This is a genomic window from Janthinobacterium sp. HH106 (genome assembly GCF_001758725.1).
Lineage (GTDB): Bacteria > Pseudomonadota > Gammaproteobacteria > Burkholderiales > Burkholderiaceae_D > Janthinobacterium.
Genome location: NZ_LRIC01000067.1, coordinates 20,495 through 46,478, shown reverse-complemented (window position 1 = coordinate 46,478; position 25,984 = coordinate 20,495). Strand labels below are relative to the sequence as shown.

The following is a 25,984-nucleotide window of genomic DNA, read 5'->3' as shown; positions in this document are numbered from 1 at the left end:
GAATCTATTCCCGCTATTTATCAGGCTAAAGAAACAAACATAGTGAACGCACCAATCAAAATCCTGCTGGTCGACGACCACACCTTGCTGCGCAGCGGCGTCAAGCTGCTGCTGCAGCGCAATCCTCAATTCCAGGTGGTGGGCGAGGCATCGAACGGGCTCGACGGCGTGCGCCTGACGGCCGAACTGCAGCCCGACGTGGTGCTGATGGACTTGAACATGCCCGGCGTGACGGGCGTCGAGGCGCTGCAGCTGATCTTGCAGGACATGCCGCAGATGGTCGTGCTGATGCTGACCGTGTCGGAAAACGCGGCCGACCTGGGCGCGGCCCTGCGCGCGGGTGCACGTGGCTATTTGCTGAAAAATATAGAAGCCGAGCAGCTGGGGCAGGCCATCTGCCGCGCCGCCGCCGGCGAATCCGTGATTGCCGACGCCATGACGGCCAAGCTCGTGTCACAGTTCCGCGCGGGGCAGAACGCGCCCCAGGCCGACTACGACAAATTGACGCCGCGCGAACGCGAAGCCATGGCCTGCCTGGCGCAAGGGCTGAGCAACAAGGAAATCGCGCGCCAGCTGGACGTGGCCGAAAGCACGGTGAAAATCCACGTGCAAAACATCCTCAAAAAGCTTAAGCTCAGCAGCCGCGTGCAGATCGCCGTGTATGCGGTCGAGCGCGAACTCGGTAAATAAAGATCAAGCAAAGCGCAAATACCGTGCCAAAAAGCCACAAGGAATGCGCGATTGTTTGATCTGCATGGCGTTCCGGCCTAGACAACCCTAGTTCCTTTGACGTATGGCCTTGACCGTGCCTGCGCATTACACTCTTAGTCATTCGCTAATCTAATAAGAGAGTGTCATGCATAAGGTCAACGTCGATGGCTTGCTGTCGAGCCAGGCTCTGTTCCGCCATATTTCCCCTTCGCAATTAGAGCAATTGCGCCAGGATGTCGTGCGTGTCGAAGTGGAAAAAGGCAAAGTGTTGTTCCGCAAGGGCGAAGTGGCGGAAGGCGCCTACGTGGTGGTCTTCGGCCTCGTCAAGCTGAGCGTGTTTTCCATGGAAGGGACGGACAAGGTCCTGGAATTGATCCGCCCGGGCCAGAGCTTCGGCGAAGCCATGATTTTCCTCGATGAACCATACCCGTTCTGCGCCGAAGCGCTCGAACATTGTTTGCTGCTGCGCATCCCGCCGCACGCGCTGCTGCGCCTGCTGGACCAGTCGCCCCGCATCGCGCGCCAGATGATGAACAGCCTGTCGCACCACCTGATGGGTTTCATCCGCAACGTGGAGCGCTGCTCCGTGCAGAACGCCACCCAGCGCGTGGTCGAGTATCTGTTGCAGGCATCGGACCAGCAGCGTTCGAACGAAGTCAAGCTGGACCTGAAGAAAAGCTTATTGGCATCGTTTTTGAACCTGGCGCCCGCCACCCTGTCGCGCGTGCTGCACCAGCTGACGGACTTGCACCTGATTAAAGTCAGCGGTTCGCTGATCCAGATCCAGCCCGATGCATTGAAGACGTATCGCCATGGTTCCGCCACGGCCATGCTGAATTAGGCGCTCTCAGCTTTTTCAGCAGGCAAGGTCAGCCGCCAGAACAGCAGGGCGAGCAAGCTGACCGCCGCGCCCAGCGCGCATACCCCATGCCAGCCCGCCAGCGCATACACGCTGGTGGCGGCAATCGCCCCCACACCGCTTCCCACCGCATAAAACAGCATGTAGCACGCCACCAGGCGGCTGTGCGCGTCGCTGTCGTCCTTGAAGATCAGGCTCTGGTTCGTTACGTGGATGGCTTGGCCCGCCAGGTCCAGCGCGATGATGCCGATGACCAGGGGCCACAGGGCCGCGCCCGCAAAGCTGAGCGGCAGCCACGCGGCCAGCAGCAACAGCAGGGCCGCCCCCGTCGTCCACTGCGTGCGGCCCTGGTCCGCCATGGCGCCCGCACGCGCCGCGCCCAGCGCGCCGATCACGCCCACTAAGCCGAACGCGCCGATGGCCGCATGCGTATAGCCTTGCGCCGTCAGGGGCAGCACGAGGGCGCTCCAGAAAATATTGAAGACGGCAAACATCAGCAGGGCCAGCATGCCGCGCACGCGCAGGACCTTGTTGTGCAGCAGCATGTCTGCCATCGAGGTGAGCAGGGCGCCGTAGGCCAGCTTTTGATCGGATGGCTGCGCCGGCGGCAGCTTGCGCCATAGCAGCAGCAACAGGGCGCAGGCGATGGCGGCCGAGACAAAATACACGGCGCGCCAGTCGGCGACATCTGCCACCACGCCGGACAGGGTGCGCGCCAGCAGCAAGCCGATCACCACGCCGCCCTGCGCCATGCCGACGACCCTGCCTCGTTCGTGGCTGGCCGCCGCGCTGGCCGCGTAGGCGATCAAGCCCTGCGTCATGGCCGTGCCCAGCAATCCCACCAGTAGCATGCCGCCCAGCAAGGCGGCCGTGGAACGGGCGCAGCCCAGCGCCGCCAGGGAAATGGCCAGCAAGCCCAGCTGGAACAGGGTCAGCCGGCGCCGGTTCAGCATGTCGCCCAAGGGCACGAGCAGCAGCAGGGCCAGCGCGCAGCCGAGCTGCGTGGCCGTGATGACCATGCCGCTGGCCGCCTCTGTCATGCCGAACTCGTGCGCCAGGGTGGCGAGCAAGGGCTGGGCGTAATACACATTGGCCACGCTGAGGCCGGCCGCCGTGGCAAACAGCCAGACGAGAGTGGAAGGAAGTGCTGCCGTGATGGGGGTGGTCGTGTCGCGCATGGGCTAGTCCAATAGTGGTTTCAAATTAAAACCAGTTGGAGTCTACGCCGAGAAGTTTTAAAATGCAACCACTCAATCAAGGAGATATCCGTGGCCAAGCGCAAGAGCCTGAAAACCGACCCCTGTCCCGTGGCGCGGGCGCTCGACGCGATCGGCGAGCGCTGGTCGCTCTTGATCGTGCGCGACGCCTTCGACGGCATGCGCCGGTTCGGGGAATTCCAGAAAAGCCTGGGCGTGGCGAAGAACATCCTGGCCGACCGCCTGCATACCCTGGTGGAAGAGGGCATCTTTACGGTCGCGCCCGCCTCGGACGGCACGGCCTACCAGGAATATGTGCTGACGCCCAAGGGCCTGGCCCTGTTTCCCGTCGTCGTCGGCTTGCGCCAGTGGAGCGAGGCGCAATTGTTTGAACCAGGCGAGGCCCATTCCACCCTGCTGCAGCGCGGTTCAGGCTTGCCCGTGCGCCGCATCGACGTGCTGGCCGAGGATGGCCGCGTGCTGCAGGCGGGCGATACCGTCGTGCAAAAGGTAGGGTCGCCATGAGCCGCACGGTGGCCGTCATCGGCGGCGGCATCACGGGCGTCACCACGGCGTACGCGCTGGCGAAACGGGGCGTCGCTGTCACCCTGATCGAGCGCCACCGCTATGCCGCCATGGAAACGTCGTATGCGAATGGCGGGCAATTGTCGGCCTCGCACGCGGAAGTGTGGAACCACAAGGCGACGATATGGAAAGCGCTGAAATGGATGACGCGGCGCGATGCGCCGCTGCTGCTCAATCCGACTCCCGGCTGGCACAAGCTGAGCTGGTTTGCGGAATTTCTCGCCGCCATGCCGGATTACGAGCGCAACACCATCGCCACGGCGCGCATGGCGATTGCCGCGCGCGCACATCTGTTTGCCTGGGCGGAAGAAGAAAAGATAGCGTTCGATCACCGCCGCGCCGGCATCCTGCACGTGTATCGGGACCAGCGCGGCTTCGAGCGGGCGGCCGGCGTGTCGCGCCTGCTGGCGCAAGGGGGCTTGCAGCGGCGCGCCGTGAGCTTGCTGGAAATGCGCGCCATCGAACCGGCCCTGCACGGCGATTTTTACGGCGGTTACTACACGGACAGCGATTCCACGGGCGACATCCACAAATTCACCAGCGGCCTGGCCGACGCCTGCGCCCGCCTGGGCGTGGCCTGCCGTTATGGCCAGGAGATTACCGCGCTGGCGCGCGAGCACGGCAAGGTGCGTGTCTCCATGGGCGAAGACAGCGCCGTGTTCGACGCCGTCGTCATCTGCGCGGGCACGGCCAGCCGCGTCATGGCGGCAATGCTGGGCGACCACGTGAATGTGTATCCCGTGAAAGGCTATTCGATTACCGTGCAGCTCGATGACGGCGCCAGCCGCGCCGCGGCGCCGTGCGTCAGCTTGCTCGACGATGCGACCAAGCTGGTCAGCAGCCGCCTGGGCGAGGACCGGCTCAGAGTGGCGGGTACGGCGGAATTCAATGGCTTCAATGACGACATCCGCGCCGACCGCATCCGCCCGCTGCTGCAGTGGGTCGAACAGTGCTTTCCCGGTGTGAATACCCGCAAGGTCGTGCCGTGGGCGGGCTTGCGCCCCATGCTGCCGGCCATGCTGCCGAAAGTGGGGCCAGGCAAGGCACCGGGCGTGTATTACAACACGGGCCACGGCCACCTGGGCTGGACCCTGGCGGCCGCGACGGCGGAGATGGTGGCAGAGGCGGTCGCGCCTAGTTCTTCGGCAGCAGATCGCTGAGCGCAGCGCGGCCCTTGACGGTGAGGAAGGGGCCGACCTTGCTGTAGGGCATTAAAAAATCGTTTTCGCAGCCGCTGCCGTTCGAATCTTCCCAGAACGATACGCCTTCCGGCTTCAAGGACAGGTGGAAGCGGCCGTGGCCGTCGTAATCCGTGCCCTTGCATTCGGCGTCGATTGTCACACCCTTGAACAGGGCCTGGCGCAATCGGTCCGGCAGTTCGGCCTTGTCGTCGCCATCGCTGGCGCTGGCGCCAAACCAGTTCCACACGTCCGTTTCCTGGCCCGTCTTCACGTCCCAGGTGCGAAACTTGATGGAGATGCCATTGGCGCCATAGCCGGCCGCCCAGCGGTAGAATTTGATCGTCACCCAGCGCGGCGACCAGTAGGTGGGCTCGGCATACACTTCGTCTTCCGTCGTGAAGCCGCTGCGGCCCAGGTATTCGCGGCGCGTGGCATAAAAGTCTTCCAGGTCTTTCTTGTTCTTCGCCAGCACGGCGCGCAGCTGCGCATTGATTTTGGCGATGCCGTCGCCGGGCGCCATCAATTCCACGGTGATGGTGTCGCCCACTTGCAGGTTGCGGTATTGCTTGCCTTCGAAGGCGATGGGTTTGCTGACCTTGGTGTTGGGAAAGTCTTCCAGCGCCAGGTTGTAGGCGTCGCTGGCGCAGGATGGATGCTCGCGGTCGCCCGCCGCTTCCAGCAGGGTCAAGGCCAAGGGCAGGGTCTTGCCGCTTTTCGGATCGGTCCAGGTGCCGGCCAGTTTGCCGCCTTGCGGCGCACCCAGGCGCCACGTGCCCGTGGTGTCACCCTTGGCGTCGGACTCGCTCCAGTCGCTCTTGCCGTTCGCCATGGACAGCATGATCGGTGTCTTGTAGCGCGTGTAGTAGTAATTGCCGCTGCGGTCAGATCCTTGCGTGGGACTGGGCTGGTTGAAGCAGGCGACGATATTGGCCTTGCCCAAAGTACCCTGCCACACGCCTTGCACTGGCGCATCGCCAGCCATGGCGATATGGTAGGCGGGCAGGGTCAGACATATCAACAAAAAGCGGCGCATCGGATTTTCCTGTGATTGGCGATGGCCGATTCTACATGGCCACCGCCTGGAAATGCCGCACGCCAACTTTTACGCTTGTTTTTCCTGCGCCACCACGGCCATTGCCGCGCCCAGGTATTGCACCATGGCCCCGTCGACGAAGCTGCCTTCCATCAGACGCGGTTCCTGCTGGTGCGCCTGGCGGAATTTCAGCTGCGTGGCCGGGTTCGTGCCCGCATACGAACGGAACAGGTCCAGCCACTGCCGCGCCAGCTGCAGCACGGCCGGGTCGGTGGGCGGCGTGCGCGCATCGATGGCGGCGCGCACGGCGGCAATCAGGGCCGGCCACTCGCCCGAGCGCTTGCCGTAGTTGGCGAGTAAATACGCATATTCCTGCTCATCGAGGAAAGGCCGATACAGCGCGATGCGCGAAGCGTTGAAGGCGGCGATGATGAACTGCATCAGCTCAGCATCGATGCTGGTCGTGGCCTGCATCGATGGCTCCTGTGCATGCATGTCGTTCAGGCGCGCGAACAGACCAGGGTGGGCGCCCGTGTCGCGCACCAGCTTGACCATCCATTCCGTGGCCAGCGCTTGCGCCTGCGCATCGCCGGGGCCCGCGCCCGCGTCCCTGGCGGCGCGCACGCGCGTCACCAGTGCCTTCCATTCCTGTTCCACGGCGCTATCTGTCAGCAGCGGCATCCGTTGCAGTTCTTCCTCGGTAAAATATTTGTCGTACATGGTCATCAACTCCATTGTGGTGAGCCACTCGGCCAGTTCCGGCGCCTGTCCCTGCGCCAGTTGCGCCTGCAAGGTGCGCAGGCGTTCGCGCAGGGTGGAAGCCTGCGCGATCTGGCGCTCGAGCATGGCGATCTGCTGCGCCACGATGGCGCTCAAGGGCAGATCCGGGCCGGCGAGTGCGTTGGCGATATCGGCCAGCGACAGCCCGAACTTGCGCAGCGCCATGATCCGGTGCAGCCGGTCCATGTCGCCGTGCTGGTACAGGCGGTAGCCAGCTTGCGTGCGCGCCGAAGGCGAGAGCAGGCCGATGCTGTCGTAGTGGTGCAGGGTGCGGATGCTCAAGCCTGTCATCCTGGCCAGTTCACCGATTTTCAGCAGCATCGTCTTCTCCTTGTCTTCAGTGCGTGCTATCACGATGGCGCCTGACGTTACGTCAGGGTCAAGCAGGAATGTAGCAGAGGAGCCGAAAAAACCGGAAAAAGAATCCGTTGACCTTCATTTTTTTGTACGGTATATTTATAAAACCGAATGACGGTAGCAGCAAAACAAACAGGTTCGGGCCCGGCGGCATGACGGCATGATCGTTGTGCGGCGCAGCAAGACACGCCACTGGCAGGGCTGGAAAGACAATCCGCGCAGACGGATTTTTTTCACAGTTGGTTTGTACGTTAAATATAATATGCCGTCGGCAAGATCCGGACGGCGAGAGAGACGACCATGATGAAAAGTATCGTTTGCGATACGCCCGGCAGTTTGCGCATGGAGCAGCGTCCCGTGCCCGTGCCCGCCGAGGGCGAAGTGCTGCTGCGGATACGCCGCGTCGGCATCTGCGGCACCGACATGCACATCTTCCGCGGCACCCAGCCTTTCCTCAGCTATCCGCGCGTGATGGGCCATGAATTGTCCGGCTATATCCACAGCGCGCCGGCCGGCTCGCGTCTGGCCGTGGGCGACCAGGTCTACGTGATGCCCTATCTGTCTTGCGGTACTTGCGTTGCCTGCCGCCAGGGCAAGACCAACTGCTGCACCCGCATCGAAGTGCTGGGCGTGCACCGCGACGGCGGCATGACCGAATATCTGGCGCTGCCCGAGCGCTTCGTCTTCAAGACGGAAGGCATCTCGCTCGACGACGCAGCCATGATCGAATTTCTCGCCATCGGCGCGCATGCCGTCAAGCGCGGCGCGGTCGATGCGGCCAAGCGCGTGCTGGTGGTGGGCGCCGGCCCGATCGGCATGGCCGTGATGCTGTTCGCATCGTTGAAAGGCGCCGACGTGACGGTGCTTGACGGCCGCGCCGACCGCCTGCAGTTCTGCCGCGACGCGCTGGGCATCGCCCGCACGGTGCAGCTGGGCGACGGCGACAAGGAGCTGCTGTCGGACGCCACAGGCGGCGAATTCTTCGACGTGGTGTTTGACGCCACCGGCAATATCGCCGCCATGGAGCGGGGCCTGGACTTCGTCGCCCATGGCGGCTCCTATGTGCTGGTATCGATCGTGCGCGATCGCCTGTCGTTCTCCGACCCTGAATTCCACAAGCGCGAAACGACCTTGCTGGGCAGTCGCAATGCCACCGTCGACGATTTCGAGGACGTGGTGGCGGCCATGAAGGCGGGCAAAGTACCCACCGCGCTGCTCAATACCCACCGCACCACGCTCGATGAATTTACGGGCGTGCTCGATCGCTGGATGCAGCCCGAGGCGGGTGTCATCAAGGCCATCGTCGAGGTCTGAGATGAGCGATCTCAACCCCATACTTCAATTTGGCACCAGCCGCTTCCTGCAGGCGCACGCCGACCTGTTCGTCAGCGAAGCGGCCAGCATGGGCGAGGCGCTGGGCCAGATCACCATCGTGCAAACGACCGGCAGCGCGCAGGGCGCGGCGCGGGTGGCGGCGTTTCGCCGGCCCGGCGGCTATCCCGTGCGCATCCGCGGCTGGCAGGACGGCGCCCAAGTCGATGAAGAGCGCCGCGCCCACGCCGTCACGCAGGCGTGGCAAGCGGGCAGCGACTGGCGGCAGGTGCGCGATGCGGCCGTGGCCGCGCGCGTGATCTTGTCGAATACGGGCGACACGGGCTACCAGCTGGACGAATCCGATCACGCCGGCATGCTCGACGGCGATACCGTCCCCGCCAGCTTTCCCGCCAAGCTGCTGGTGCTGCTGCACGGGCGCTTCCTGGCCGGCGCCGCGCCCCTCTCGATTTTTCCGTGCGAACTAGTGGCCGACAACGGCACGGTACTGCGCCAGGTGATCGTGACATTGGCGCGGCAGTGGCGCTGCGATGCCGCGTTCATCGTCTACCTGGAAACGGGCTGCCTGTGGATCAATTCCCTCGTCGACCGCATCGTTTCGGAACCGATCGAACCGGTAGGCGCCGTGGCCGAGCCCTATGCGCTGTGGGCCATCGAGGCGCAGGAAGGCATGCTGCTGCCATGCCGCCACCGGCAGGTGGTAGTGACTAGCAGCCTGCGCGACTATGAACAGCGCAAGCTGTTCTTGCTGAACCTCGGTCACACCTATCTGGCGCAGCTGTGGATGGAGCGGGGCAGCCCGGCCGGCATGACGGTGCGCGAGGCGATGGACGATGGCGCCATGCGCGCCGCGCTGGAAGCCCTGTGGCAGGAGGAAGTGCTGCCCGTATTTGCCGCCATGGGGCCGCGGCACGGCGACGCCGCGCAGGCCTATGTGGCGCAGGTCAGGGAACGCTTTTGCAATCCCTTCCTCGCGCACCGCCTGGCCGACATCGCCCAGCACCACGCCGGCAAGATCGCGCGCCGCGTGGCGCCCGTGGCGGCGCTGGCGCGGCAGCTCTGTCCCGCGCTGGCGCAGCCGCGCCTGCGCGCCATGCTGGCGCCGGGAGCGCAGCCATGAAGGCTCCCGCCGCCGCAGTTGTTTCCTTTTCTGCATGCCGATCCAATCCGATATCGACTAAAATGGCCCACTCATCCACTTTCCCTTTCGCTGGCATAGCGCGTTCATTCATCCATGTCCAAACCCGCCACCGTCTTCAAGCGCAGTACCAATCTGCTGTTGCAATTTCTCGCCGAGAATGTCGCAGTGGGCGAGACGCTGCCGACGGAGCAGTTCCTGACCACGATTTGCCAGGGCAGCCGCACGGCGGTCCGCAGCGCGATCGCGTATCTGTCGACGCGGCGGCTGATCGCCAGCCCGGCGGACCGGCGCCTGCTGCGCAAACCCATACCGGGCGACTACTTCGATATCTCCGAATTGCAGTCGGGGGCCGAGCGCATCCAGCAAGTGCTGATGGAGCGCGTGTACCAGCGCGACATGCCGCCAGGCGCGGAATTTTCGGAAGCGGAGCTGGCGCGCGAGGCGGGCGCCAGTACCGTCAGTGTGCGCGAATTTTTGATCGGCTTTTCGCGCTTCGGCCTGATCGAAAAGAAGCCGCGCGGCGGCTGGCGCCTGTGCGCGTTCGACCGCTCGTTCGCCACCGAACTGGCGGACATGCGGCGCATGTTCGAGATGGCGGCCGTGGAGCAGTTTGCGCACCTGCCGCATGGCGACCCGGCGTATGCGGAACTGGCGCGGCTGATCAAACAGCACGAGAAGCTGGCGGCCAGGATAGACACGCGCCACAATGCCTTTCCGGCGCTGGACCGCGAGTTCCACACCTTTTTGATTGGCCTCTTGAACAACCGCTTCGCGCAGGGCTTCTACGATATCGTCTCGTTTGTCTTCCACTATCACTACCAGTGGGACAAGGGCGAGGAAAAGGGCCGCAACCAGTACGCGGTGCAGGAGCATCTGGCGATCCTGCATGCGCTGGCGGAGCACGACATACCGAAGGCGCTCGAGTGCATGCGTTCGCACCTCGATTCCTCGCGCCGCACCATGCTGTCCTCGATAGGCACGCGCGAAAAACTGAGCCAGCCAGGCGCCTAGCCGCCTTTGCCGGGGAGGGGGCGCCATGAGCCTCGCTTCCCGGCCTGCCAGCCTGCTCCTGATGTCGCCCGAAGATAACTGCCTGATCGCGAGGACGGCATTGGCCAGCGGCGACGTCGTCGCCATCGACGGCCTGCCCGTCACCCTGGCGCAAGACATCCAGATCGGCCACAAGGTGGCGCGCCGCGCGCTGGCCGTGGGCGACAAGGTGCTGCGCTACGGCGCCCTGATCGGCAGCATCACGGCTCCCGTCGCCATCGGCGAGCATATCCACACGCACAACCTGGCAAGCGACTACATCCCCACGTTTACCCTGGGCCAGGACGGCCACCATTTCCTGCACAAGGACGACCAAGCATGAACGCTCCCGTAACGACACCCGCCCTGTCGGGCTACCTGCGCGCCGATGGCCGCAAGGGCATCCGCAATATCGTGGTGGTGGCCTATATGGTCGAATGCGCGCACCACGTGGCGCGCCTGATGGTCAACGCCTTTCCCGGCCAGCCCGTACACCTGATCGGCTTTACGGGCTGCTTCCCCAACGAATACGCGGACCAGGTGATGCGCCGCCTGCTGACGCACCCGAACGTGGGCGCCGTGCTGCTGGTGTCGCTGGGCTGCGAAGGCTTCAACAAATATGGCCTCTCCAGCGCCGTGGCCGACAGCGACCGCCCCGTGCACACGATCACCATCCAGGAAAACAGCGGCACGCGCCCCAGCGTGAGCAGCGGCGTCGAATGGATAGGCTGGGCTCTCGATCACCTGGCGCGGCAGGAGCGCGTGCCGATGGGGATCGAGGAACTGGTCGTCGCCACCATCTGCGGCGGCTCCGACAGCACCAGCGGCATCAGCGCCAACCCGGCCGTCGGTGTCGCCTTCGACACGCTGATCGCGGCCGGCAGCCCCTGCATCTTCGAGGAGACGGGCGAACTGGTGGGCTGCGAATACCACATGCAGCGGCGCGCCGTCAGCCCGGACCTGGGCAACGCCATCGTCGACACCGTGGCCAAGGCCGCGCGCTACTACACCATCATGGGCCATGGCAGCTTCTCGCCGGGGAACGCCGATGGCGGCCTCACTACGCAGGAAGAAAAATCGCTGGGCGCCTACGCCAAGAGCGGTTCCTCGCCCATCGTCGGCATTCTGAAGCCAGGCGACCAGCCGGCCGGCGGCGGCCTGTACCTGCTCGACGTGGTGCCGGACGGCGAGCCGCGCTTCGGTTTCCCGAACGTGTCGGACAACGCGGAAATCGTCGAACTCATTTCCTGCGGCGCCCACATCACCTTGTTCACTACCGGACGCGGCTCCGTGGTGGGCTCGGCGATTTCGCCCGTCATCAAGGTGTGCGCCAATCCGCAAACCTTCGAGCGCCTGGCCGACGACATGGATATCAACGCCGGCAAGATCCTCACGGGCGCAGCCACCTTGGAAGAAGTGGGCGCCGAGATCGTCGCCGCCGTGCTGAACGTGGCCAACGGAGAACTGAGCCGCTCGGAAGACCTGGGCCACCAGGAGTTCGTGCTGACCTATAAACAATTCGACGCGGTGGGGCCAGGCTGCTTCCCCTTGCGCGCTGCTTGAGGACCGGGTTCATGGATGTCACACAATTGCGCAGCTTGCCGCGTGGCGGCCTCTCGCTGCCCTGCATCGGCATGGGCTGCGCGCCGCTCGGCGGTTTGTACCAGCCGGTCAGCGACGCGCAGGCGCGCGCCACCCTCGATGGCGCCTGGGACGCGGGCGTGCGCTTCTTCGACACGGCGCCGTTCTATGGCTATACCCAGTCAGAACACCGTCTCGGCGCGGCGCTGCGCGAGCGGCCCCGCAACGAGTTCGTGATCAGCACCAAGGTGGGACGGCTGATGCGGCCCGACCCCTGCGTGCGTCCCGGCGACGACGGCTTTGCCGCGCCGCTGCCGTTCCGCCCCCATTACGACTACACGTATGACGGCGTGCTGCGTTCGCACGACGACAGCCTGCAGCGATTGGGGCTCGAACGCATCGATATCCTGTTCGTGCACGATATCGGCACGGCCACGCATGGCGAACGCGAGCAGCAATACTGGCGCCAGCTGACCGAGGGTGGGGGCTTTCGCGCGCTGGACCAGCTGCGCGCCGGCGGCCAGGTGAAGGCCGTGGGCCTCGGCGTCAACGAATGCGAGATCGTGCTGCGGGCGATGGCGGAATTCGACCTCGACTGCACCCTGCTGGCCGGCCGCTACACCTTGCTGGAACAGGCTTCGCTGTCGCCATTGCTGGACCTGTGCGTGGAGCGCGGCAACGCCATCGTGATCGGCGGCCCGTTCAACTCGGGCGTGCTGGCCGGGAACGGCAAATTCAATTATGCCGATGCGCCGGCCGCGATACTCCAGCGCGTGGCGCAGCTCGACGCCATCTGCCGCGCATTCAACGTGCCGCTGCAGGCCGCCGCTCTGCAGTTTCCGCTCGCGCATCCGGCCGTCGCATCCTGCATCCCGGGCGGCCAGGACCTGGCGCAGCTGCGGCAAAACCTCGACTGGTTCGCCGCGCCCTTGCCGGACGCCTTGTGGACGGCCTTGCAGGAAGCTGGCCTGATCGATGCGCGCGCACCGGTGCCCAAGGGAGCCGCATGATGCGCATCGACGCCCACCAGCACTGCTGGCAACTGGCCGCGCGTGCCGGCAGCTGGCCGCCGCCATCCTTGGCCGCCATCCACCGCGATTTCGCGCCCGCCGACCTGGCGCCGCTGCTGGCCGAACATGGCATCGCTGGAACGGTGCTGGTGCAGTCGCTGCCGTCGTCCGCCGATACCGATTACCTGCTGGCGCTGGCGGAAAAGACCAGCTTTATCCGTGCCGTCGTGGGCTGGACCGACTTGTTGGCCAAAGACGCACCGGCGGCGATTGTCCGCCTGGCGTCGCACGGCAAGCTCAAAGGCCTGCGCCCGATGCTGCAGGACCTCGACGACGATCAGTGGATCGCCAACCCGGCGCTGCGGCCAGCGTTGACGGCCATGGCGGCACACGGCTTGCGCTTTGACGCGCTGGTGCTGCCGCGCCACTTGCCCGCGCTGCTGCAATGCGCGCGCGATTTTCCAGCGCTCCCCGTCGTGATCGACCATGCGGCCAAGCCGCCGATTGCCGACGCAGCCTTTGGCCACTGGCGCGAAGACATGGCGCAACTGGCGGCGCTGCCGAACGTGCACTGCAAGCTGTCCGGGCTGGTGACGGAAGCGCGGCCCGGCTGGCGCGTCGACGATTTGCAGCCGTATGTGGCGCATGTGCTGGACGTGTTCGGCCCCCGGCGCGTGATCTGGGGCAGCGACTGGCCGGTAGTCGACCTGGCCGGCGGCTATGCGGCCTGGCTGCTGGCGAGCGAAGCGCTGCTGTCGCACTTGGGGCAGCAGGACAGGGACGATATTTTCGGCCTCAATGCATGCCGCTTTTATGGGCTTAAATGAGGTGGCTGGCTTGTCGGTTTACGCCGTGCCGGCTAAGCCGACCTACGAAACACCGCGATGCCAACTGTAGGTTGGCTTAGCCGGTACGGCGTAAGCCAACAAAGAGGAGCTGAAATGCAAAGAATGGGCATGGTCATCGGCATTGCGCCGGACCGTATTGCGGAATACAAGACCCTGCACGCCGCCGTCTGGCCGCAGGTGCTGGCCAAGCTGTCGGCGGCGCATGTCGGCAATTATTCGATCTTTTTGCGCGAACCGGAAAACCTGTTGTTCGGTTACTGGGAATACCACGGCGAGGATTTTGAAGCCGACATGGCGGCCATCGCCGCCGACCCCGAAACGCAGCGCTGGTGGACCTTTTGCGCCCCCTGCCAGCTGCCCCTGGCCTCGCGCGCCGAGGGCGAGCACTGGGCGACGATGGAGCAGGTTTTTTACCTTGCTTAGCAAGAATCCGGGGTCAGACCCGCCGGGTCTGACCCCAGCACTTAAGGTGTTGGGTTAAAAAAATAAAAGGAGACAACATGACCGCCAGACTACAAGGAAAAATCGCCCTGCTCACCGCCGCCGGCCAGGGCATCGGCCGGGCCACGGCCGAAGCGTTCGTGCGCGAAGGCGCGACCGTGATCGCCACCGATATCAACCAGGCCCAGCTCGGCGCGCTGAAGGAAGCGACGGGCTGCGCCATCCGCCTGCTCGACGTGACCGATGGCGCGGCGATCACCGCGCTGGCCGGCGAGATCGGTCCCGTCGATATCCTCTTCAACTGCGCCGGCTTCGTCGATGGCGGCACCATCCTCGATTGCGACGATGCTGCCTGGGACCGTTCCTTCGACATCAACGCCCGCTCCATGTACCGGCTGATGCGCGCCGTGCTGCCCGGGATGCTGGCCAGGGGCGCCGGCTCCATCGTCAATATGTCGTCGGTGGCGTCGAGCGTGAAGGGCGCGCCAAACCGCTTTATCTATGGCACTTCGAAGGCGGCCGTGGTGGGCATGACCAAGTCGGTGGCCGCCGATTTCGTCACGCGCGGCATCCGCTGCAATGCGATCTGCCCCGGCACCATCGAGTCGCCCTCGCTGAAGGAACGCATTGCCGCCCAGGCGGCAGCGACGGGCGTGAGCGTCGATGAAGTGCAAGCCGCTTTCGTGGCCCGCCAGCCGATGGGACGAGTGGGCAGGGCAGAGGAAATCGCCGCCCTGGCCGTGTATCTGGCTTCCGACGAATCCGCCTTTACCACCGGCATGACTCACGTCATTGATGGCGGCTGGTCCAACTGATTACTACAACGAGAGAACCACATGAAACTGATGCGTTATGGCGCCAAGGGCGCTGAAAAACCTGCCTTGATCGATGCTGACGGCGCCGTGCGCGACCTGTCCGGCGTGCTGCCCGATATTACGGCCGCGACCCTGGGCAAGGATGGCCTGGCGACCCTGGCCGCCATCGACATCGCCAGCCTGCCGGTGGTGGCCAACCCCGGCCGCATCGCGCCGCCGTGGCAGGGCGTGGGCAAGTTTTTATGCGTGGGCCTGAACTATGCCGACCATGCGGCCGAATCGGGCATGGCCGTGCCGGCTGAGCCGGTGCTGTTCATGAAGGCCACCAGCGCCATCATCGGCGCCAACGATGCCGTGGTGATGCCGCAGGACTCGAAGAAAAGCGACTGGGAAGTGGAGCTGGGCGTGGTGATCGGCACCACCGCGCGCTATGTGAGCGAAGCGGAGGCGCTGTCGCACGTGGCCGGCTACTGCGTGGTGAACGATTTGTCCGAACGCGAATACCAGCTGGAGCGCGGCGGCCAGTGGGACAAGGGCAAGGGCTGCGATACCTTCGGCCCGATCGGCCCCTGGCTGGTGACCGCCGATGAAGTGGCGGACCCGCAAAACCTGGGCCTGTGGCTGGAAGTGAACGGCAAGCGCGTCCAGGACGGCAATACCCAAACGATGGTCTTCGGCGTGGCGAATCTGGTCAGCTATATCAGCCGCTTCATGACCTTGTACCCGGGCGACATCATCAGCACCGGCACGCCACCTGGCGTGGGCATGGGGCAGAAGCCATCGGCCGTGTATTTGAAACCGGGCGACACCATGCGCCTGGGGATCGATGGTCTCGGCGAACAGCGGCAGACCGTGCATGCGTGGAATCCGCAGCTGATCGACAGCTAAACGAGTAGCAGACCGGCGTGCCGTCAAGGTGCTCAGACATCGGCGCGCCGGCCTATGGCAGTGGAGTGGAGGAGACACACCATGAATCAATCCGAAGAGATACTGGCCTTGAACAAGGTCAGCAAGCGCTTTCCCGGCGTGCTGGCCCTGGACAACGTCAGTTTCAGCCTGCGCAAGGGCGAAGCTCACGCGCTGTGCGGCGAAAACGGCGCCGGCAAGTCCACCCTGATGAAGGTGATGAGCGGCGTGTACCAGGCCGACGAGGGGGAACTGGTCTACAAGGGCAAGGTGTGCAGCTTTGCCAGCAGCGTGGATGCGGAGGCGGCCGGCATCGCCATCATCCACCAGGAACTGAACCTGATCCCGCACCTGAGCGTGGCGGAGAATATTTTCCTCGCGCGCGAACCGGTGCGCGGCATTTTCATCGACCGCAAGAAGATGCGTGCCGATGCGCAGGCGCTGCTGGACCGTTTAAAACTGCGCATCGACCCGCGCCAGCTGGTGAAAAACCTGTCCTGCGCCCAGCAGCAGATGGTGGAAATCGCCAAGGCGCTGTCGCTCAATACGGAAGTGCTGATCATGGACGAGCCCACGTCCTCGCTGACGGAAAGCGAGACGGGCCAGCTGTTCGACATCATCAATGAACTCAAGCGCAACGGCGTGAGCGTCGTGTACATCTCGCACCGCCTGGAAGAAATGCAGCACATCATTGACAGAGTGACGGTGCTGCGCGACGGGAAATTCGTCTGCACCGACGATTTTGCCGCCACCACCCTGGACGCCATCGTGGCCAGGATGGTGGGCCGCACCCTCGATGAAAAATTTCCCGACCGCGTCTCGACGCCGACGGCTGAAGTGCTGCTGCGCGTGAGCGATTTGCACCGCAAGGATATCTTCGGCCCGCTCAGCTTTGACTTGCGGCGCGGCGAGATCCTCGGCTTTTCCGGCCTGATGGGCGCGGGCCGCACGGAAGTGGCGCGCGCCATCTTCGGCGCCGATCCGCTCACCGGCGGCGCCATCCACCTGGGCGACGTGGCGGTGACGATCGCCAGTCCCATCGACGCCATCGGGCACGGCATCGCCTACCTGTCGGAAGACCGCAAGAGCCACGGCCTGGCGGTGCGCATGTCGGTGGCGGCCAACCTGACCCTGACAAATGTATCAGCGCTGGCCAACCGATTCGGCTTCATCGATTTTGCCAGGGAAGAGGCGGTGGCGCAGCAGTACATCGCGGCGCTGGGCATCAAGACGCCGACCTCAAAACAGGTCGCGCGCAACCTCTCGGGCGGCAACCAGCAAAAAATCGTCATCAGCAAATGGCTGTACCGCGAATCGAAAATCATCTTCTTCGACGAACCCACGCGCGGCATCGACGTGGGGGCCAAGTTCGCCATCTACCAGCTGCTCGACAAGCTCGCGTCGGAAGGCATCGGCGTGGTGCTGATCACGTCCGAGCTGCCCGAGATCATGGGCATGACGGACCGCGTGGCCGTGTTCCATGAAGGGCGCATCAGCGGCATCGTCAATACGCGCGAGTCGTCGCAGGAAGAGATCATGCAGCTGGCGTCGGGGCGCGTCGTCGCTCCAATCCCTGGCCAGGCGGCAGTCCACTAAAAACAGAAAGCTTAAAAAAATGAACAAAGAACTGATCCAAAAATTCGCCGCGCTGGGCAGCCTGTCGCTGTTGCTGCTGGTGTTTTCCCTGACCAGCAACGCCTTTTTCTCCGTCAGCAACGGCATGAGCGTGGCCTTGCAAGTGACGTCGATCGCCTACCTGGGCATAGCCGCCACCTGCGTCATCATCACGGGCGGCATCGACCTCAGTTCCGGCTCCGTGCTGGCGCTGGCCGGCGTGGCCGCCGCGCTGCTGGTGAAAAGCGGCGTGCCCGTGCCGGTCGCCATGCTGGGCGGCGTCGTGGTGGGCGCCATGTGCGGCGCCGTCAACGGCTTTTGCATCACGCAGCTGAAACTGCCGCCCTTCATCGCCACGCTCGGCATGATGCTGATCGCACGGGGCCTGGCGCTGCAGGTGACGGGCGCGCGCGCCATTTCCGGTCTGGGCGAGTCGTTCGGCGAACTGGGCAATGGCGTGCTGTGGCGCATCGAGCGCGACACGGGCGGCACCTTTCCCGAAGTCGTCTTTCCCGGCATTCCGTATCCCGTGGTGCTGATGGTGGTGATCGCCGTGGCCGTGTCCATCATGCTCAGCCGCACCACCTTCGGCCGGCATATCTACGCCGTCGGCTCGAATGCGGAAGCGGCGCGCCTGTCGGGCGTGAAGGTGGGCCGCGTGACCCTGCTGGTGTACACCCTGTCCGGCGCCCTGTCGGGCCTGACGGGTTGCGTGCTGATGTCGCGCCTGGTGACGGCGCAGCCGAACGAGGGCGTGATGTATGAACTCGATGCGATCGCCAGCGCCGTGATCGGCGGCGCCTCGCTGATCGGCGGCATCGGCACCATTTCCGGCACCGTCATCGGTTCCTTCGTCATCGGCATCCTGCGCAACGGCTTGAACATGAACGGGGTATCGAGCTTTATTCAGCAAATCATTATCGGACTGGTCATCCTGCTGACCGTCTGGATCGATCAGAAGCGCAACCGCGCCTGAAGCAGCAAGCAGCACGCCATGAAGTCAATCCACCAAATCTATAATTAAATGAGGACGACAATGAACACCTTCAAAGCCTTCAACACCGTCTTGCTCGGTCTGTTGACCGCAGCCTCTGCCCTGAGCGCCAGCGCCGCCTTCGCCGCCCCGGGCGAGATCGCCGTGATCGTCAAGACGACCAATTCCAACTACTGGCAAAACGTCAGGAAGGGCGCGACGGCCAGCGCCGCCGATGCCAAGGGCTACAGCTTGACCTTCCAGGGACCGGCCTCGGAATCGGCCATCGCCGACCAGGTCAGCATGGTGGAAAACGCCGTCACGCGCAAGGTGGCCGGCATCGTGCTGGCCGCGTCGGACCCGGACGCGCTGGTGCCGGCCCTGAAGAAGGCGTGGGAAGCGAAGATTCCCGTGGTGCTGATCGATTCGCTTGTGGCCGACAGCGGCAAGCGCTATTACCAGTCCTTCCTGTCGACCGACAATGAAGCGGCCGGCGAGCAAAGCGCCAAGGCCCTCATTTCGCAGGTCGGCAAGACGGGCAAGATCGCCGTGATGTCGTACGTGGCGGGCGCCGGTTCCGAGACGGGCAGGGTGGGCGGCTTCAAGCGCTATATCGAAAAGAACTCGCAGCTGCAGATCGTCGGCACGTATTACTCGCAGTCGCAGATGGCCACGGCGCTGAACCAGACGACCGACGTGCTGGCCTCGAATCCGGACTTGAAGGGCATCTTCGGCGCCAACGAGCCGACGGCCGTGGGCATGGGCCGCGCCATCGCCCAGGCGGGCAAGGCCGGCAAGGTGATCGCCGTGGGCTTCGACGGCAATGAAGACCTGAAAAACTTCGTCAAGGACGGCACCCTGTATGCGACCGCCGTGCAGGGTTCGTATTCGATGGGCGCGCTGGGCGTGAAAACCCTGGTCAGCCTGATCGAGGGCAAGAAGGTCGCACCGTTCGTCAACACGGGCGTGGTGATCGTCACCAAGGCCAATGTCGATCTGCCGGAAGCGAAGAACGTTTTATATTGAGCCTCAGCCGATCTTCAGGCGCTGCTTCAATTCCTTGAGCAATCGTGGCATGGCGGGACCACGTCGGCTTGCTATTTGGTTCGTCGGCTTACGCCGTTCCGGCTAAGCCGACCTACCCGGCCTACCCGGCCTGCGCATGCATCGTGGCGTAGCGTAGGTCGGCTTAGCGCGCAAGCGCGTAAGCCGACATCGCGCCATGCGCCGCCAGGATCACGTGGGCTTGCTATTTGTTTTGTCGGCTTATGCCGTTCCGGCTAAGCCGACCTACCCGGCCCGCCCGGCCTGCGCATGCATCGTGGCGTAGAGTAGGTCGGCTTGGCGCGCAAGCGCGTAAGCCGACATCGCGCCATGCGCAGCCAGCACCATGTGGCTTGCTATTCGGCCTTGCGGCGCTCCTGCGCCCGCTGCCATTCGAGGCCCGGGCGGTCGACGCGGAATTGCAGCAAGCGGCCCTGCACCACTTCCGTGACGTAGGCCGTGCGGCCATCGGGGCCGCCGAAGGTGATGTTGCTGGGCTTGGCGCCGGGCACGCTGATCTCGCGCAGGATGCGCCCTTGCGGCGACAATTTCACCACCGTGCCCTTGCCGTAGCGCGTCACGTAAAGGTTGCCGTCGACGTCCACGCGCATGCCGTCCATGCCGAAATCGTCGAACTTGATCAGCAATCGCTTGCCGCTCAGGCTGCCGTCCGCGGCGATGTCGTACATCCAGATATTGCGCTGCACGCTTTCATTCACATACAAAATCTTGCCGTCGGGGCTCACTTCGATGCCGTTGGCCGTGCCCATCGTGTCGAGCGCCAGCGTGACCGTGCCGTCGGCCGCGATGCGCCATACGCGGCCCGTGTTTTCTTTCCAGTTCGGATCGCTCGCATACAGCACGTCGTCGGCCGTGATGGCGATATCGTTCGGCTGCGTCATGCGCGGCTCGCGCGCGTGGATGGTGAGCGCGCGTGTGGCCGGGTCGACCAGGTAAATCGTGTGTTCCATGTAGTCGGCCAAATACATCTGGCCGCGGCTGCCGAAGCGGATGCCGTTGGCGATGCTGGTGCCGGGCAGGGTCAGGTACACCTCGCCAATGCCGCCGGGGCTGACCTTGCCGATGGTTTGCTGGCGCGCAAAGTTGACGGCATAGATATTGCCATCCGCATCGACGGCCGGGCCTTCGATACCCTTGGTAAAGGAATGCGCGGGCGTGAAAGTGGTGGCGAGGAACAGTGCCTCGTGCGCGGGCTGGCTGGCGCAGGCGGACAGGCTGGCCAGCGCTGCGGCCAGCACGGCGGCGCGCAGCGACGGCAGGGCGGTTCGGAAATCGGGCATCATTGTTCTCTTGTAGCAAAGGTGGCGTATGTTACCCGACGCGCGCCAGGCGGGGCGCCAGTCTATGCCGCCACGACGACGAGGTCGGGGAAATTGTCCTGCCAGCCATCCCATGCATCCTGCAGGTGCGCGTGCATGCCGGCCCGGTCTTGCGCCTGATCAAAGGTGTCCGCGCTGGCCAGCAGAAAATGGGCAATGGCGCGCAAGGTGGCCGGGTCGGCCTGGATGGTCACGTCGGAACAGGGCAGTGGCCGTTCTGCGGCCTCGTCCTGCAGATAACAGTGCAGCGATAAATGTGTGCTCATGAGCTTCGGTGGCTGATGTAGGCGCCCAGCATGGCGTGTGCGTTCAGTGCGGCGCGGGCCGCTTCCAGTTCTCCGGGCTGCAGGTACCAGAAGATCCAGCCGGCATGGTCTTCGCAGCGGCCATGAGCTTGCATCGCAGCGCGCAGCGCTTGCCGGCGCCCGGGCGGCAGCGCATCCAGCCTGGCTGGCGTGAAACCGTTGATGGGATAGACATCGCGCAGGTGCGCATCTTGCAACCCGCGCCGCTTGATGGCGGCCCAGTTATTTGCGGGGCAAGGCGTGCCAAAGGTCATCGGGTGGGCCTCGTCGACCTGCCGGTAGCCGAGTGCGTAACCGGTGCCATAGCCCTGCGTTTCAGCGTAGCAGTACAGATACTCGCAATGGTCAAACAGGCCGGGTATGGCCCGCGCACCGTCGAACAGCGGCGCCAGCGCAAGCTTGCTGGCGCGGATGGACAGAACCAGCTCCGAGCCCGATGAATACATGGCTTGCGCGTCGCAGTTGACGGCCTCGTCAGCTTCGTCGGGCGGCACGATACGCGGCGAAAGCAGGCCGATGCCGTTGGTCTCTGGCGCGAACAGCATCTTCTCGTAATTGCGCTGTGAGTACTTGACGATCTTGCCGCGCTTGTTGCCGTAGCGCTCGACGGATTCGCCGATGTGCTCGAACCAGGCGAACAACTGCGCACTGGTCGTGGCGGGAATAAAGGGGCTATTTTTCTTGAATTCGCCTACGAGGAAGTGATATTGGTCCATATGTCGTTATTAGGAATGGGCAACGCGCATGATGCCATGCGCGGGCACATGGCGCTAGCGTGTACACCGTAGCGATGGCGCCGGACGGGCGGGAGAGAAAAAGATGCACGACAGGACGGCGCAATGGCTGGCTTGAGGCGTATGATGGAAATACGGATGTGGTTGCTGCAAGGCAGTGCGACGGGCATGGGGCGCACATCTTGCAGGTTTTTTTCGTGTTTTTGGCAGCAATGACAACGAGGAGACATCATGGACAAACCCGAATTCATCCTGGCCGCGAAAGCCATGGAAACGCTGGAGATGTATCAGACCTTCTACGGCCATTCGCAGGAATACCAGGCGCACCAGCAGGAAGTGCTGAAACTGCTGCGCCACAAGGGCGCATCGCTGCTGGTGTCGGAACATGGCCCGGCGAAGTTCCTGCTGGCCTTTGCCGATGCGCTGGAAGCGGCCAGCTTGCCGGGCGAGTATGTGCCGCTCAGCCGTAGGTGAGGCGGGCCTGTCCCGGTGGGATGCCGCTTTCTGCCGGGATAGTCCCTAGCCGCCGTTCCCTCTGTCATTCAGCGCCACCCTGGGCAGGCGCACGGTAAATACCGTGCCGGATTCCAGGCTCGACTCGGCGCCGATGGTGCCGCCGTGCGCGCTGGCGATTTCACGCGCGATAAACAGACCCAGTCCGATACTGGTGGCGTTGGGTGCCTTGTGATCGTCGGAAATGGCCAGCTGCACCAGGGGATCGAAAATGCTCTTCAGCGAGCTTTCCGGGATCTGGCGGCCGAAATTTTTCACCTGCACCACGGCCGTATCGGCATCGCCGCAGGCCGTGATGGTCACCGGCTGGTCGTCAGTGCGATATTGCGCGGCATTGTTGAGCAAATTCGAAAACAGCTGGGCCAGGCGGGCCGCATCGAAGTCGCCGATCATCTCGCCCGTGGTGCTCAGCTCGAATTTACACTGCGGGTGGGCGGCCGAGGCATCTTCGACGGCCGTCTTGCAGATTTCCCCCAGATCGCCCAAGGTGGGTGAAATGGGCATGCGTCCCCCCAGCTGTGTCCTGGCGAATTCCAGCAGATCGTTCACCATGGTTGTCATGGTCGCTGCGCTGCGGGCGACCCGCGCACCGATCTGTACCGTGGAAGAAGAGCTCGCGCTGGGCCTGCTCAGCAGCGCACCGGCCATCGTCATCGTGCTCAGCGGACTGCGCAGATCGTGGCTGAGGATGGCGAGAAAGGTATTGCGGGTCCGGTCGCTCTGCTGCGAATAGCGTATGGCCGATTCCTGCAGCGCCTGGTCTATCGCTTCATTGAAGCGCAAGATGTCTTGCGTCGCCGTTTTCGTCGTCACCGACACCTGTGCCATCCACAGGCGCAGGACGCTGGCCCGCATCGCGCGAAATTCCGCCGTCAGCTGCGGCAGCGTGAAGCCGATCTGCTGGCGCAGCGAGCCATGCGTGGCGGCTGCCGTCTCCTTGCCCGTGATTTCCGAAACGCCCGTGGTCGATTTCTTTTTTCGCTGCGCCGCGCTTTCGATGACATCCATGTCGCGCACGATGGTTTCCAGCATCTGCTTCGCATGATCGCGCAATTCGGCCTTCGAGATGGCGGTGCCCGGAATAGGAAGCGACCTGGCGAAAAGTTCCCACTCTTCCAGGATCGGCTCCAGATGGCCGGTAATAAAGCGCGATAGTTTCACTGTGGACCGATGCGTTGATGGAAGAGGAGCCAGTGTACGCTGTTGCGGTGAGGGATGGGGGATCGGGTTCTGCTCCGGGGGCATAGGCAGGCAGAGTCGCTCAGGCAGAAGCATCCGGCAGGCTGTGCGCCGGTAGAATGAGGCGGCCTCTGGTTTTAACGGTGCCGGACGGCGTCCAGGCTAGCAGATCGCTCCATACATCCCTTTTCCCGTACGTAAATCGAGTCCGAAATAGCATGCGTATCCCGCCTCTTTTGTATGAACGCAGCGAATGTCCCCCCTGCGCCGCTCCCGGTAGTGCGCCGAGGAGCTGCATGCCTGTTCCTGTTTCACATCGGGGCCGAGCTGGGCAAACAGTTCCCTTGCCAATTCCCCTTTGACCATGATTGCCACTTTCCGGTCGTTTCGCGTGGGCGGCAGCATTTCGGACAGCGTTCCGCCATAGATCTGATAGTCACCCCGCAAGGGGCGTGGTTCACCAGTCCATGCCGGCGGCTTGTCCGCAGCTTGGGAAGGTAAGAATACAGCGAGCGCCATGGCGCAGCATGCAAGCCGAGTATGCATCAGAGCTCTCCGATATAGCACTCACCGATGCCATGGCCGAGGGGAGACGTGGCCCAGCAAGTGTCATGGTGACTTTTTTTATATCATGTTTGTTACCAAGTGTGAGTATGTCGCTGCCTATTTCGTGCACACTTTGCCGGATATCAAACCGGGAGTGTATCCATGACCAGGTCACGCAGCTTGCCGCCACGATTGCTGGGAGCGGGCTTCCGGGGATTTTCCTTGCTGCCGCTGGCGATCTCATTTGTCGTGCTCGTGTGCCTGTCGCTCCTGGCGACCCAGTTATGGATGACCTTGCGTGCACGCGAGGTGCAATTGAATGAAGCGGGCCGTGAAAGCGCCAACCTGGCGCAATCTGTTGCCCAGCATGCCTATGACACCATCAAGGAGGCCGATACGGTGCTGGTCGGTCTGGTGGAGCGGCTGGAGGCGGACGGTGTCTCCGACCTTGAACTGGCCCGTCTCCATAAATTGCTGGTCACCCGCGTAGCCGAGCTGCGGCAGCTGCACGGCATCTTCGTCTATGCCAGGGATGGCAGCTGGCTCGTGAACTCTCAGAAAACCTTGTTGAGTAATCTGAATAATTCCGATCGAGATTATTTCAACTACCATCGAACGCATGATGATCGGGGGCCTTATGTCGGCCCGCCCGTGCGCAGCAAATCGACGGGGGACTGGATAGTCACGGTATCGCGGCGGATCAATTTGCCTGACGGCAGCTTTGGCGGCGTGGCGCTGGCGACCATCGAAATGCATTATTTCAGGCAGTTTTATGAACGTTTTTCAATAGGAGAAAAAGGCGCCATTTTCATCGCGAATGGAAAAGGCATTCTTTTATTGCGCAGGCCATTCGATGAGAGTTTGCTGGGGCGCGATCTTTCGCAGTTTCCCTTATTTCATGATTATTTACCGAAAAGTCCCGTAGGCACGGCCGTGATCAAGTCGCGGGTCGATGGCGTGACGCGCATCAACAGTTATCGAAGAGTCGAAGAATATCCGCTGGTGGTCTCTGCCGCATTGTCACAGGATGAAGTCCTCGCTGCATGGCGCCTCGATACCGTGATACAAAACGCCGTGGGCGGGGTGCTGGTATTGCTGATCGCGTTTATCGGATACCGCGTGGTGCGGCTGATCGATTTGCGGGTGAAAAGCGAGGCGGGACTGCTTGAAGCGCGCAACGAGCTGGAATTGATCAATGAAACCCTGGCCCGCCTTGCCAATCAGGATGGGTTGACGGGGCTGGCGAACCGGCGCCACTTCGACCAGTCGCTGCTTGCCGAGTTCAGCCGTGCGCAGCGTGAAAATAGCTCACTTGGACTGGTGTTGATCGATGTCGACTTCTTCAAGCAATACAACGATATCTATGGCCATGTGGCCGGCGACGAGTGCCTGAGAAAACTCGGCAAGGTGGTGGCTTACAGCATGCGCCGGCCGGGCGACCTTGCGGCGCGCTATGGCGGCGAGGAAATGGTCATTTTATTGCCGGGGACGGATCTGCCGGGCGCCTTGACGGTGGCGGAAGACGTCCGCCAGGCCGTGCAATCGCTGGGAATCGAGCATCGTGGCAATCCTCTTGGCGTGGTGACGGCCAGCGTCGGTGTGGCGGCGTTGATGCCGACGTACCTGAAAAACCAGGCGGTGGAGCTGGTTGAACTCGCGGATAAGGCACTGTACAAGGCCAAGGCAGCGGGGAGAAACCGGATCTGCCATGCGTCAGCTTGCGATCATGCCGATCAGGCTGCGACGGCTTTGGCGTTTCGATAGCCATTGTTGAAGGCTGATGGCGCTGCGTCGGGTTTGCCCTGCGCTGCGCGTGCGCCAGCCTTGTCCATGTACAATCGGCAACATCCGGATCGACGTATCCGCCTCTTCATTCTGGAGTACGCTTGCAGGGACTGGAAGTCGTGCAGGATTGGCTGGGCTAAGGCTCC

The 25,984-nt window shown here is 63.5% G+C and carries 27 protein-coding genes; 19 read left to right on the top strand and 8 right to left on the bottom strand.

The genetic code is table 11. From position 1 onward, the window contains the following. The first annotated feature begins 42 nt into the window (after positions 1-42). Together JAB8_RS25550 and JAB8_RS25545 are read left to right on the top strand one after the other, a co-directional pair. On the top strand, positions 43-690 hold the full coding sequence (locus JAB8_RS25550; RefSeq protein ID WP_175445255.1) for a response regulator: 648 nt from the start codon (positions 43-45) through the stop codon (positions 688-690). 166 nt (positions 691-856) lie between these two features. Then, the gene (locus JAB8_RS25545; RefSeq protein ID WP_034759676.1) at positions 857-1,552 is read left to right on the top strand and encodes a Crp/Fnr family transcriptional regulator; all 696 of its coding nucleotides are present in this window, start codon (positions 857-859) and stop codon (positions 1,550-1,552) included. On the opposite strand, the gene JAB8_RS25540 is transcribed toward JAB8_RS25545, so the two are convergent. Next, positions 1,549-2,748 (bottom strand): MFS transporter, encoded by a 1,200-nt coding sequence (locus JAB8_RS25540; RefSeq protein WP_070292099.1) that lies wholly within the window; start codon positions 2,746-2,748, stop codon positions 1,549-1,551. The two genes, JAB8_RS25545 and JAB8_RS25540, sit on opposite strands and share 4 nt — an antisense overlap. A 90-nt stretch (positions 2,749-2,838) precedes the next feature. On the opposite strand from JAB8_RS25540, the gene JAB8_RS25535 reads away from it, so the two are divergent. Together JAB8_RS25535 and JAB8_RS25530 are read left to right on the top strand one after the other, a co-directional pair. Next, entirely contained in the window at positions 2,839-3,291 is a 453-nt protein-coding gene (locus tag JAB8_RS25535; protein ID WP_070221798.1) for a helix-turn-helix domain-containing protein, read from the top strand. Next, complete coding sequence (locus tag JAB8_RS25530; RefSeq protein ID WP_070292097.1) at positions 3,288-4,511, top strand: D-amino acid dehydrogenase; 1,224 nt, start codon at positions 3,288-3,290, stop codon at positions 4,509-4,511. Before JAB8_RS25535 ends, JAB8_RS25530 begins: the two co-directional genes overlap by 4 nt. Here the strand turns inward: JAB8_RS25530 and JAB8_RS25525 are convergent. Together JAB8_RS25525 and JAB8_RS25520 are read right to left on the bottom strand one after the other, a co-directional pair. After that, positions 4,486-5,565 (bottom strand): hypothetical protein, encoded by a 1,080-nt coding sequence (locus JAB8_RS25525; protein WP_083287930.1) that lies wholly within the window; start codon positions 5,563-5,565, stop codon positions 4,486-4,488. The genes JAB8_RS25530 and JAB8_RS25525 overlap by 26 nt on opposite strands. Before the next feature lie 69 nt (positions 5,566-5,634). Further along, on the bottom strand, positions 5,635-6,666 hold the full coding sequence (locus tag JAB8_RS25520; protein ID WP_070292095.1) for a MerR family transcriptional regulator: 1,032 nt from the start codon (positions 6,664-6,666) through the stop codon (positions 5,635-5,637). Between the two features lie 339 nt (positions 6,667-7,005). On the opposite strand from JAB8_RS25520, the gene JAB8_RS25515 reads away from it, so the two are divergent. From JAB8_RS25515 to JAB8_RS25455, 13 genes are all read left to right on the top strand, one after another. Then, the gene (locus JAB8_RS25515; RefSeq protein WP_070292193.1) at positions 7,006-8,016 is read left to right on the top strand and encodes a zinc-binding alcohol dehydrogenase family protein; all 1,011 of its coding nucleotides are present in this window, start codon (positions 7,006-7,008) and stop codon (positions 8,014-8,016) included. A gap of 1 nt (position 8,017) precedes the next feature. Continuing rightward, positions 8,018-9,154, top strand: coding sequence for a D-mannonate oxidoreductase (locus JAB8_RS25510; protein WP_070292093.1), 1,137 nt, complete (start codon positions 8,018-8,020; stop codon positions 9,152-9,154). Positions 9,155-9,268: 114 nt separating this feature from the next. Continuing rightward, on the top strand, positions 9,269-10,186 hold the full coding sequence (locus JAB8_RS25505) for a GntR family transcriptional regulator (RefSeq protein WP_070292091.1): 918 nt from the start codon (positions 9,269-9,271) through the stop codon (positions 10,184-10,186). 25 nt (positions 10,187-10,211) lie between these two features. Next, positions 10,212-10,547 carry a UxaA family hydrolase gene (locus tag JAB8_RS25500; RefSeq protein ID WP_070221792.1) on the top strand — a complete coding sequence of 112 codons (336 nt, stop codon included), beginning with the start codon at positions 10,212-10,214 and terminating at the stop codon, positions 10,545-10,547. Further along, positions 10,544-11,767 carry a UxaA family hydrolase gene (locus tag JAB8_RS25495; RefSeq protein ID WP_070292089.1) on the top strand — a complete coding sequence of 408 codons (1,224 nt, stop codon included), beginning with the start codon at positions 10,544-10,546 and terminating at the stop codon, positions 11,765-11,767. Before JAB8_RS25500 ends, JAB8_RS25495 begins: the two co-directional genes overlap by 4 nt. An 11-nt stretch (positions 11,768-11,778) precedes the next feature. After that, complete coding sequence (locus JAB8_RS25490; protein ID WP_070292087.1) at positions 11,779-12,795, top strand: aldo/keto reductase; 1,017 nt, start codon at positions 11,779-11,781, stop codon at positions 12,793-12,795. Continuing rightward, positions 12,792-13,622, top strand: coding sequence for an amidohydrolase family protein (locus JAB8_RS25485; protein WP_217494249.1), 831 nt, complete (start codon positions 12,792-12,794; stop codon positions 13,620-13,622). The genes JAB8_RS25490 and JAB8_RS25485 overlap by 4 nt, the downstream gene beginning before the upstream one ends. A gap of 114 nt (positions 13,623-13,736) precedes the next feature. Beyond that, a complete protein-coding gene (locus JAB8_RS25480; protein ID WP_070292085.1) occupies positions 13,737-14,066 on the top strand; it encodes an L-rhamnose mutarotase in 330 nt (109 codons plus the stop codon). 77 nt (positions 14,067-14,143) lie between these two features. Further along, a complete protein-coding gene (locus JAB8_RS25475) occupies positions 14,144-14,899 on the top strand; it encodes an SDR family oxidoreductase (protein ID WP_070292083.1) in 756 nt (251 codons plus the stop codon). 21 nt (positions 14,900-14,920) lie between these two features. Further along, complete coding sequence (locus JAB8_RS25470) at positions 14,921-15,787, top strand: fumarylacetoacetate hydrolase family protein (protein ID WP_070292081.1); 867 nt, start codon at positions 14,921-14,923, stop codon at positions 15,785-15,787. Between the two features lie 81 nt (positions 15,788-15,868). Next, a complete protein-coding gene (locus tag JAB8_RS25465) occupies positions 15,869-17,401 on the top strand; it encodes a sugar ABC transporter ATP-binding protein (RefSeq protein ID WP_254679597.1) in 1,533 nt (510 codons plus the stop codon). A 19-nt stretch (positions 17,402-17,420) separates the two neighbouring features. Next, positions 17,421-18,395, top strand: a complete 975-nt coding sequence (locus JAB8_RS25460) for an ABC transporter permease (RefSeq protein ID WP_034759656.1) — start codon at positions 17,421-17,423, stop codon at positions 18,393-18,395. Between the two features lie 60 nt (positions 18,396-18,455). Further along, positions 18,456-19,418: an ABC transporter substrate-binding protein gene (locus tag JAB8_RS25455; protein ID WP_070292077.1), complete on the top strand. Its 963-nt coding sequence runs from the start codon at positions 18,456-18,458 to the stop codon at positions 19,416-19,418. 374 nt (positions 19,419-19,792) lie between these two features. Here the strand turns inward: JAB8_RS25455 and JAB8_RS25450 are convergent, their stop codons facing one another. From JAB8_RS25450 to JAB8_RS25440, 3 genes are read right to left on the bottom strand one after another with little or no spacing between them, the layout of a single operon-like run. Beyond that, entirely contained in the window at positions 19,793-20,740 is a 948-nt protein-coding gene (locus JAB8_RS25450) for an SMP-30/gluconolactonase/LRE family protein (RefSeq protein WP_254679596.1), read from the bottom strand. Between the two features lie 59 nt (positions 20,741-20,799). Next, the gene (locus JAB8_RS25445; protein ID WP_070292076.1) at positions 20,800-21,042 is read right to left on the bottom strand and encodes a hypothetical protein; all 243 of its coding nucleotides are present in this window, start codon (positions 21,040-21,042) and stop codon (positions 20,800-20,802) included. Further along, positions 21,039-21,797: a hypothetical protein gene (locus JAB8_RS25440; RefSeq protein ID WP_070292074.1), complete on the bottom strand. Its 759-nt coding sequence runs from the start codon at positions 21,795-21,797 to the stop codon at positions 21,039-21,041. Before JAB8_RS25440 ends, JAB8_RS25445 begins: the two co-directional genes overlap by 4 nt. Positions 21,798-22,046: 249 nt before the next feature. On the opposite strand from JAB8_RS25440, the gene JAB8_RS25435 reads away from it, so the two are divergent. Next, on the top strand, positions 22,047-22,289 hold the full coding sequence (locus JAB8_RS25435) for a hypothetical protein (protein WP_070221783.1): 243 nt from the start codon (positions 22,047-22,049) through the stop codon (positions 22,287-22,289). A gap of 45 nt (positions 22,290-22,334) precedes the next feature. On the opposite strand, the gene JAB8_RS25430 is transcribed toward JAB8_RS25435, so the two are convergent. Continuing rightward, positions 22,335-23,489: a HAMP domain-containing sensor histidine kinase gene (locus tag JAB8_RS25430; RefSeq protein ID WP_070292072.1), complete on the bottom strand. Its 1,155-nt coding sequence runs from the start codon at positions 23,487-23,489 to the stop codon at positions 22,335-22,337. A 180-nt stretch (positions 23,490-23,669) separates the two neighbouring features. Then, positions 23,670-24,026 carry a hypothetical protein gene (locus JAB8_RS25425; protein WP_070292068.1) on the bottom strand — a complete coding sequence of 119 codons (357 nt, stop codon included), beginning with the start codon at positions 24,024-24,026 and terminating at the stop codon, positions 23,670-23,672. 189 nt (positions 24,027-24,215) lie between these two features. Between JAB8_RS25425 and JAB8_RS25420 the strand changes: the two genes are divergently transcribed. Then, positions 24,216-25,817, top strand: coding sequence for a sensor domain-containing diguanylate cyclase (locus JAB8_RS25420; protein ID WP_070292066.1), 1,602 nt, complete (start codon positions 24,216-24,218; stop codon positions 25,815-25,817). The last annotated feature ends 167 nt before the right edge of the window (positions 25,818-25,984 follow it).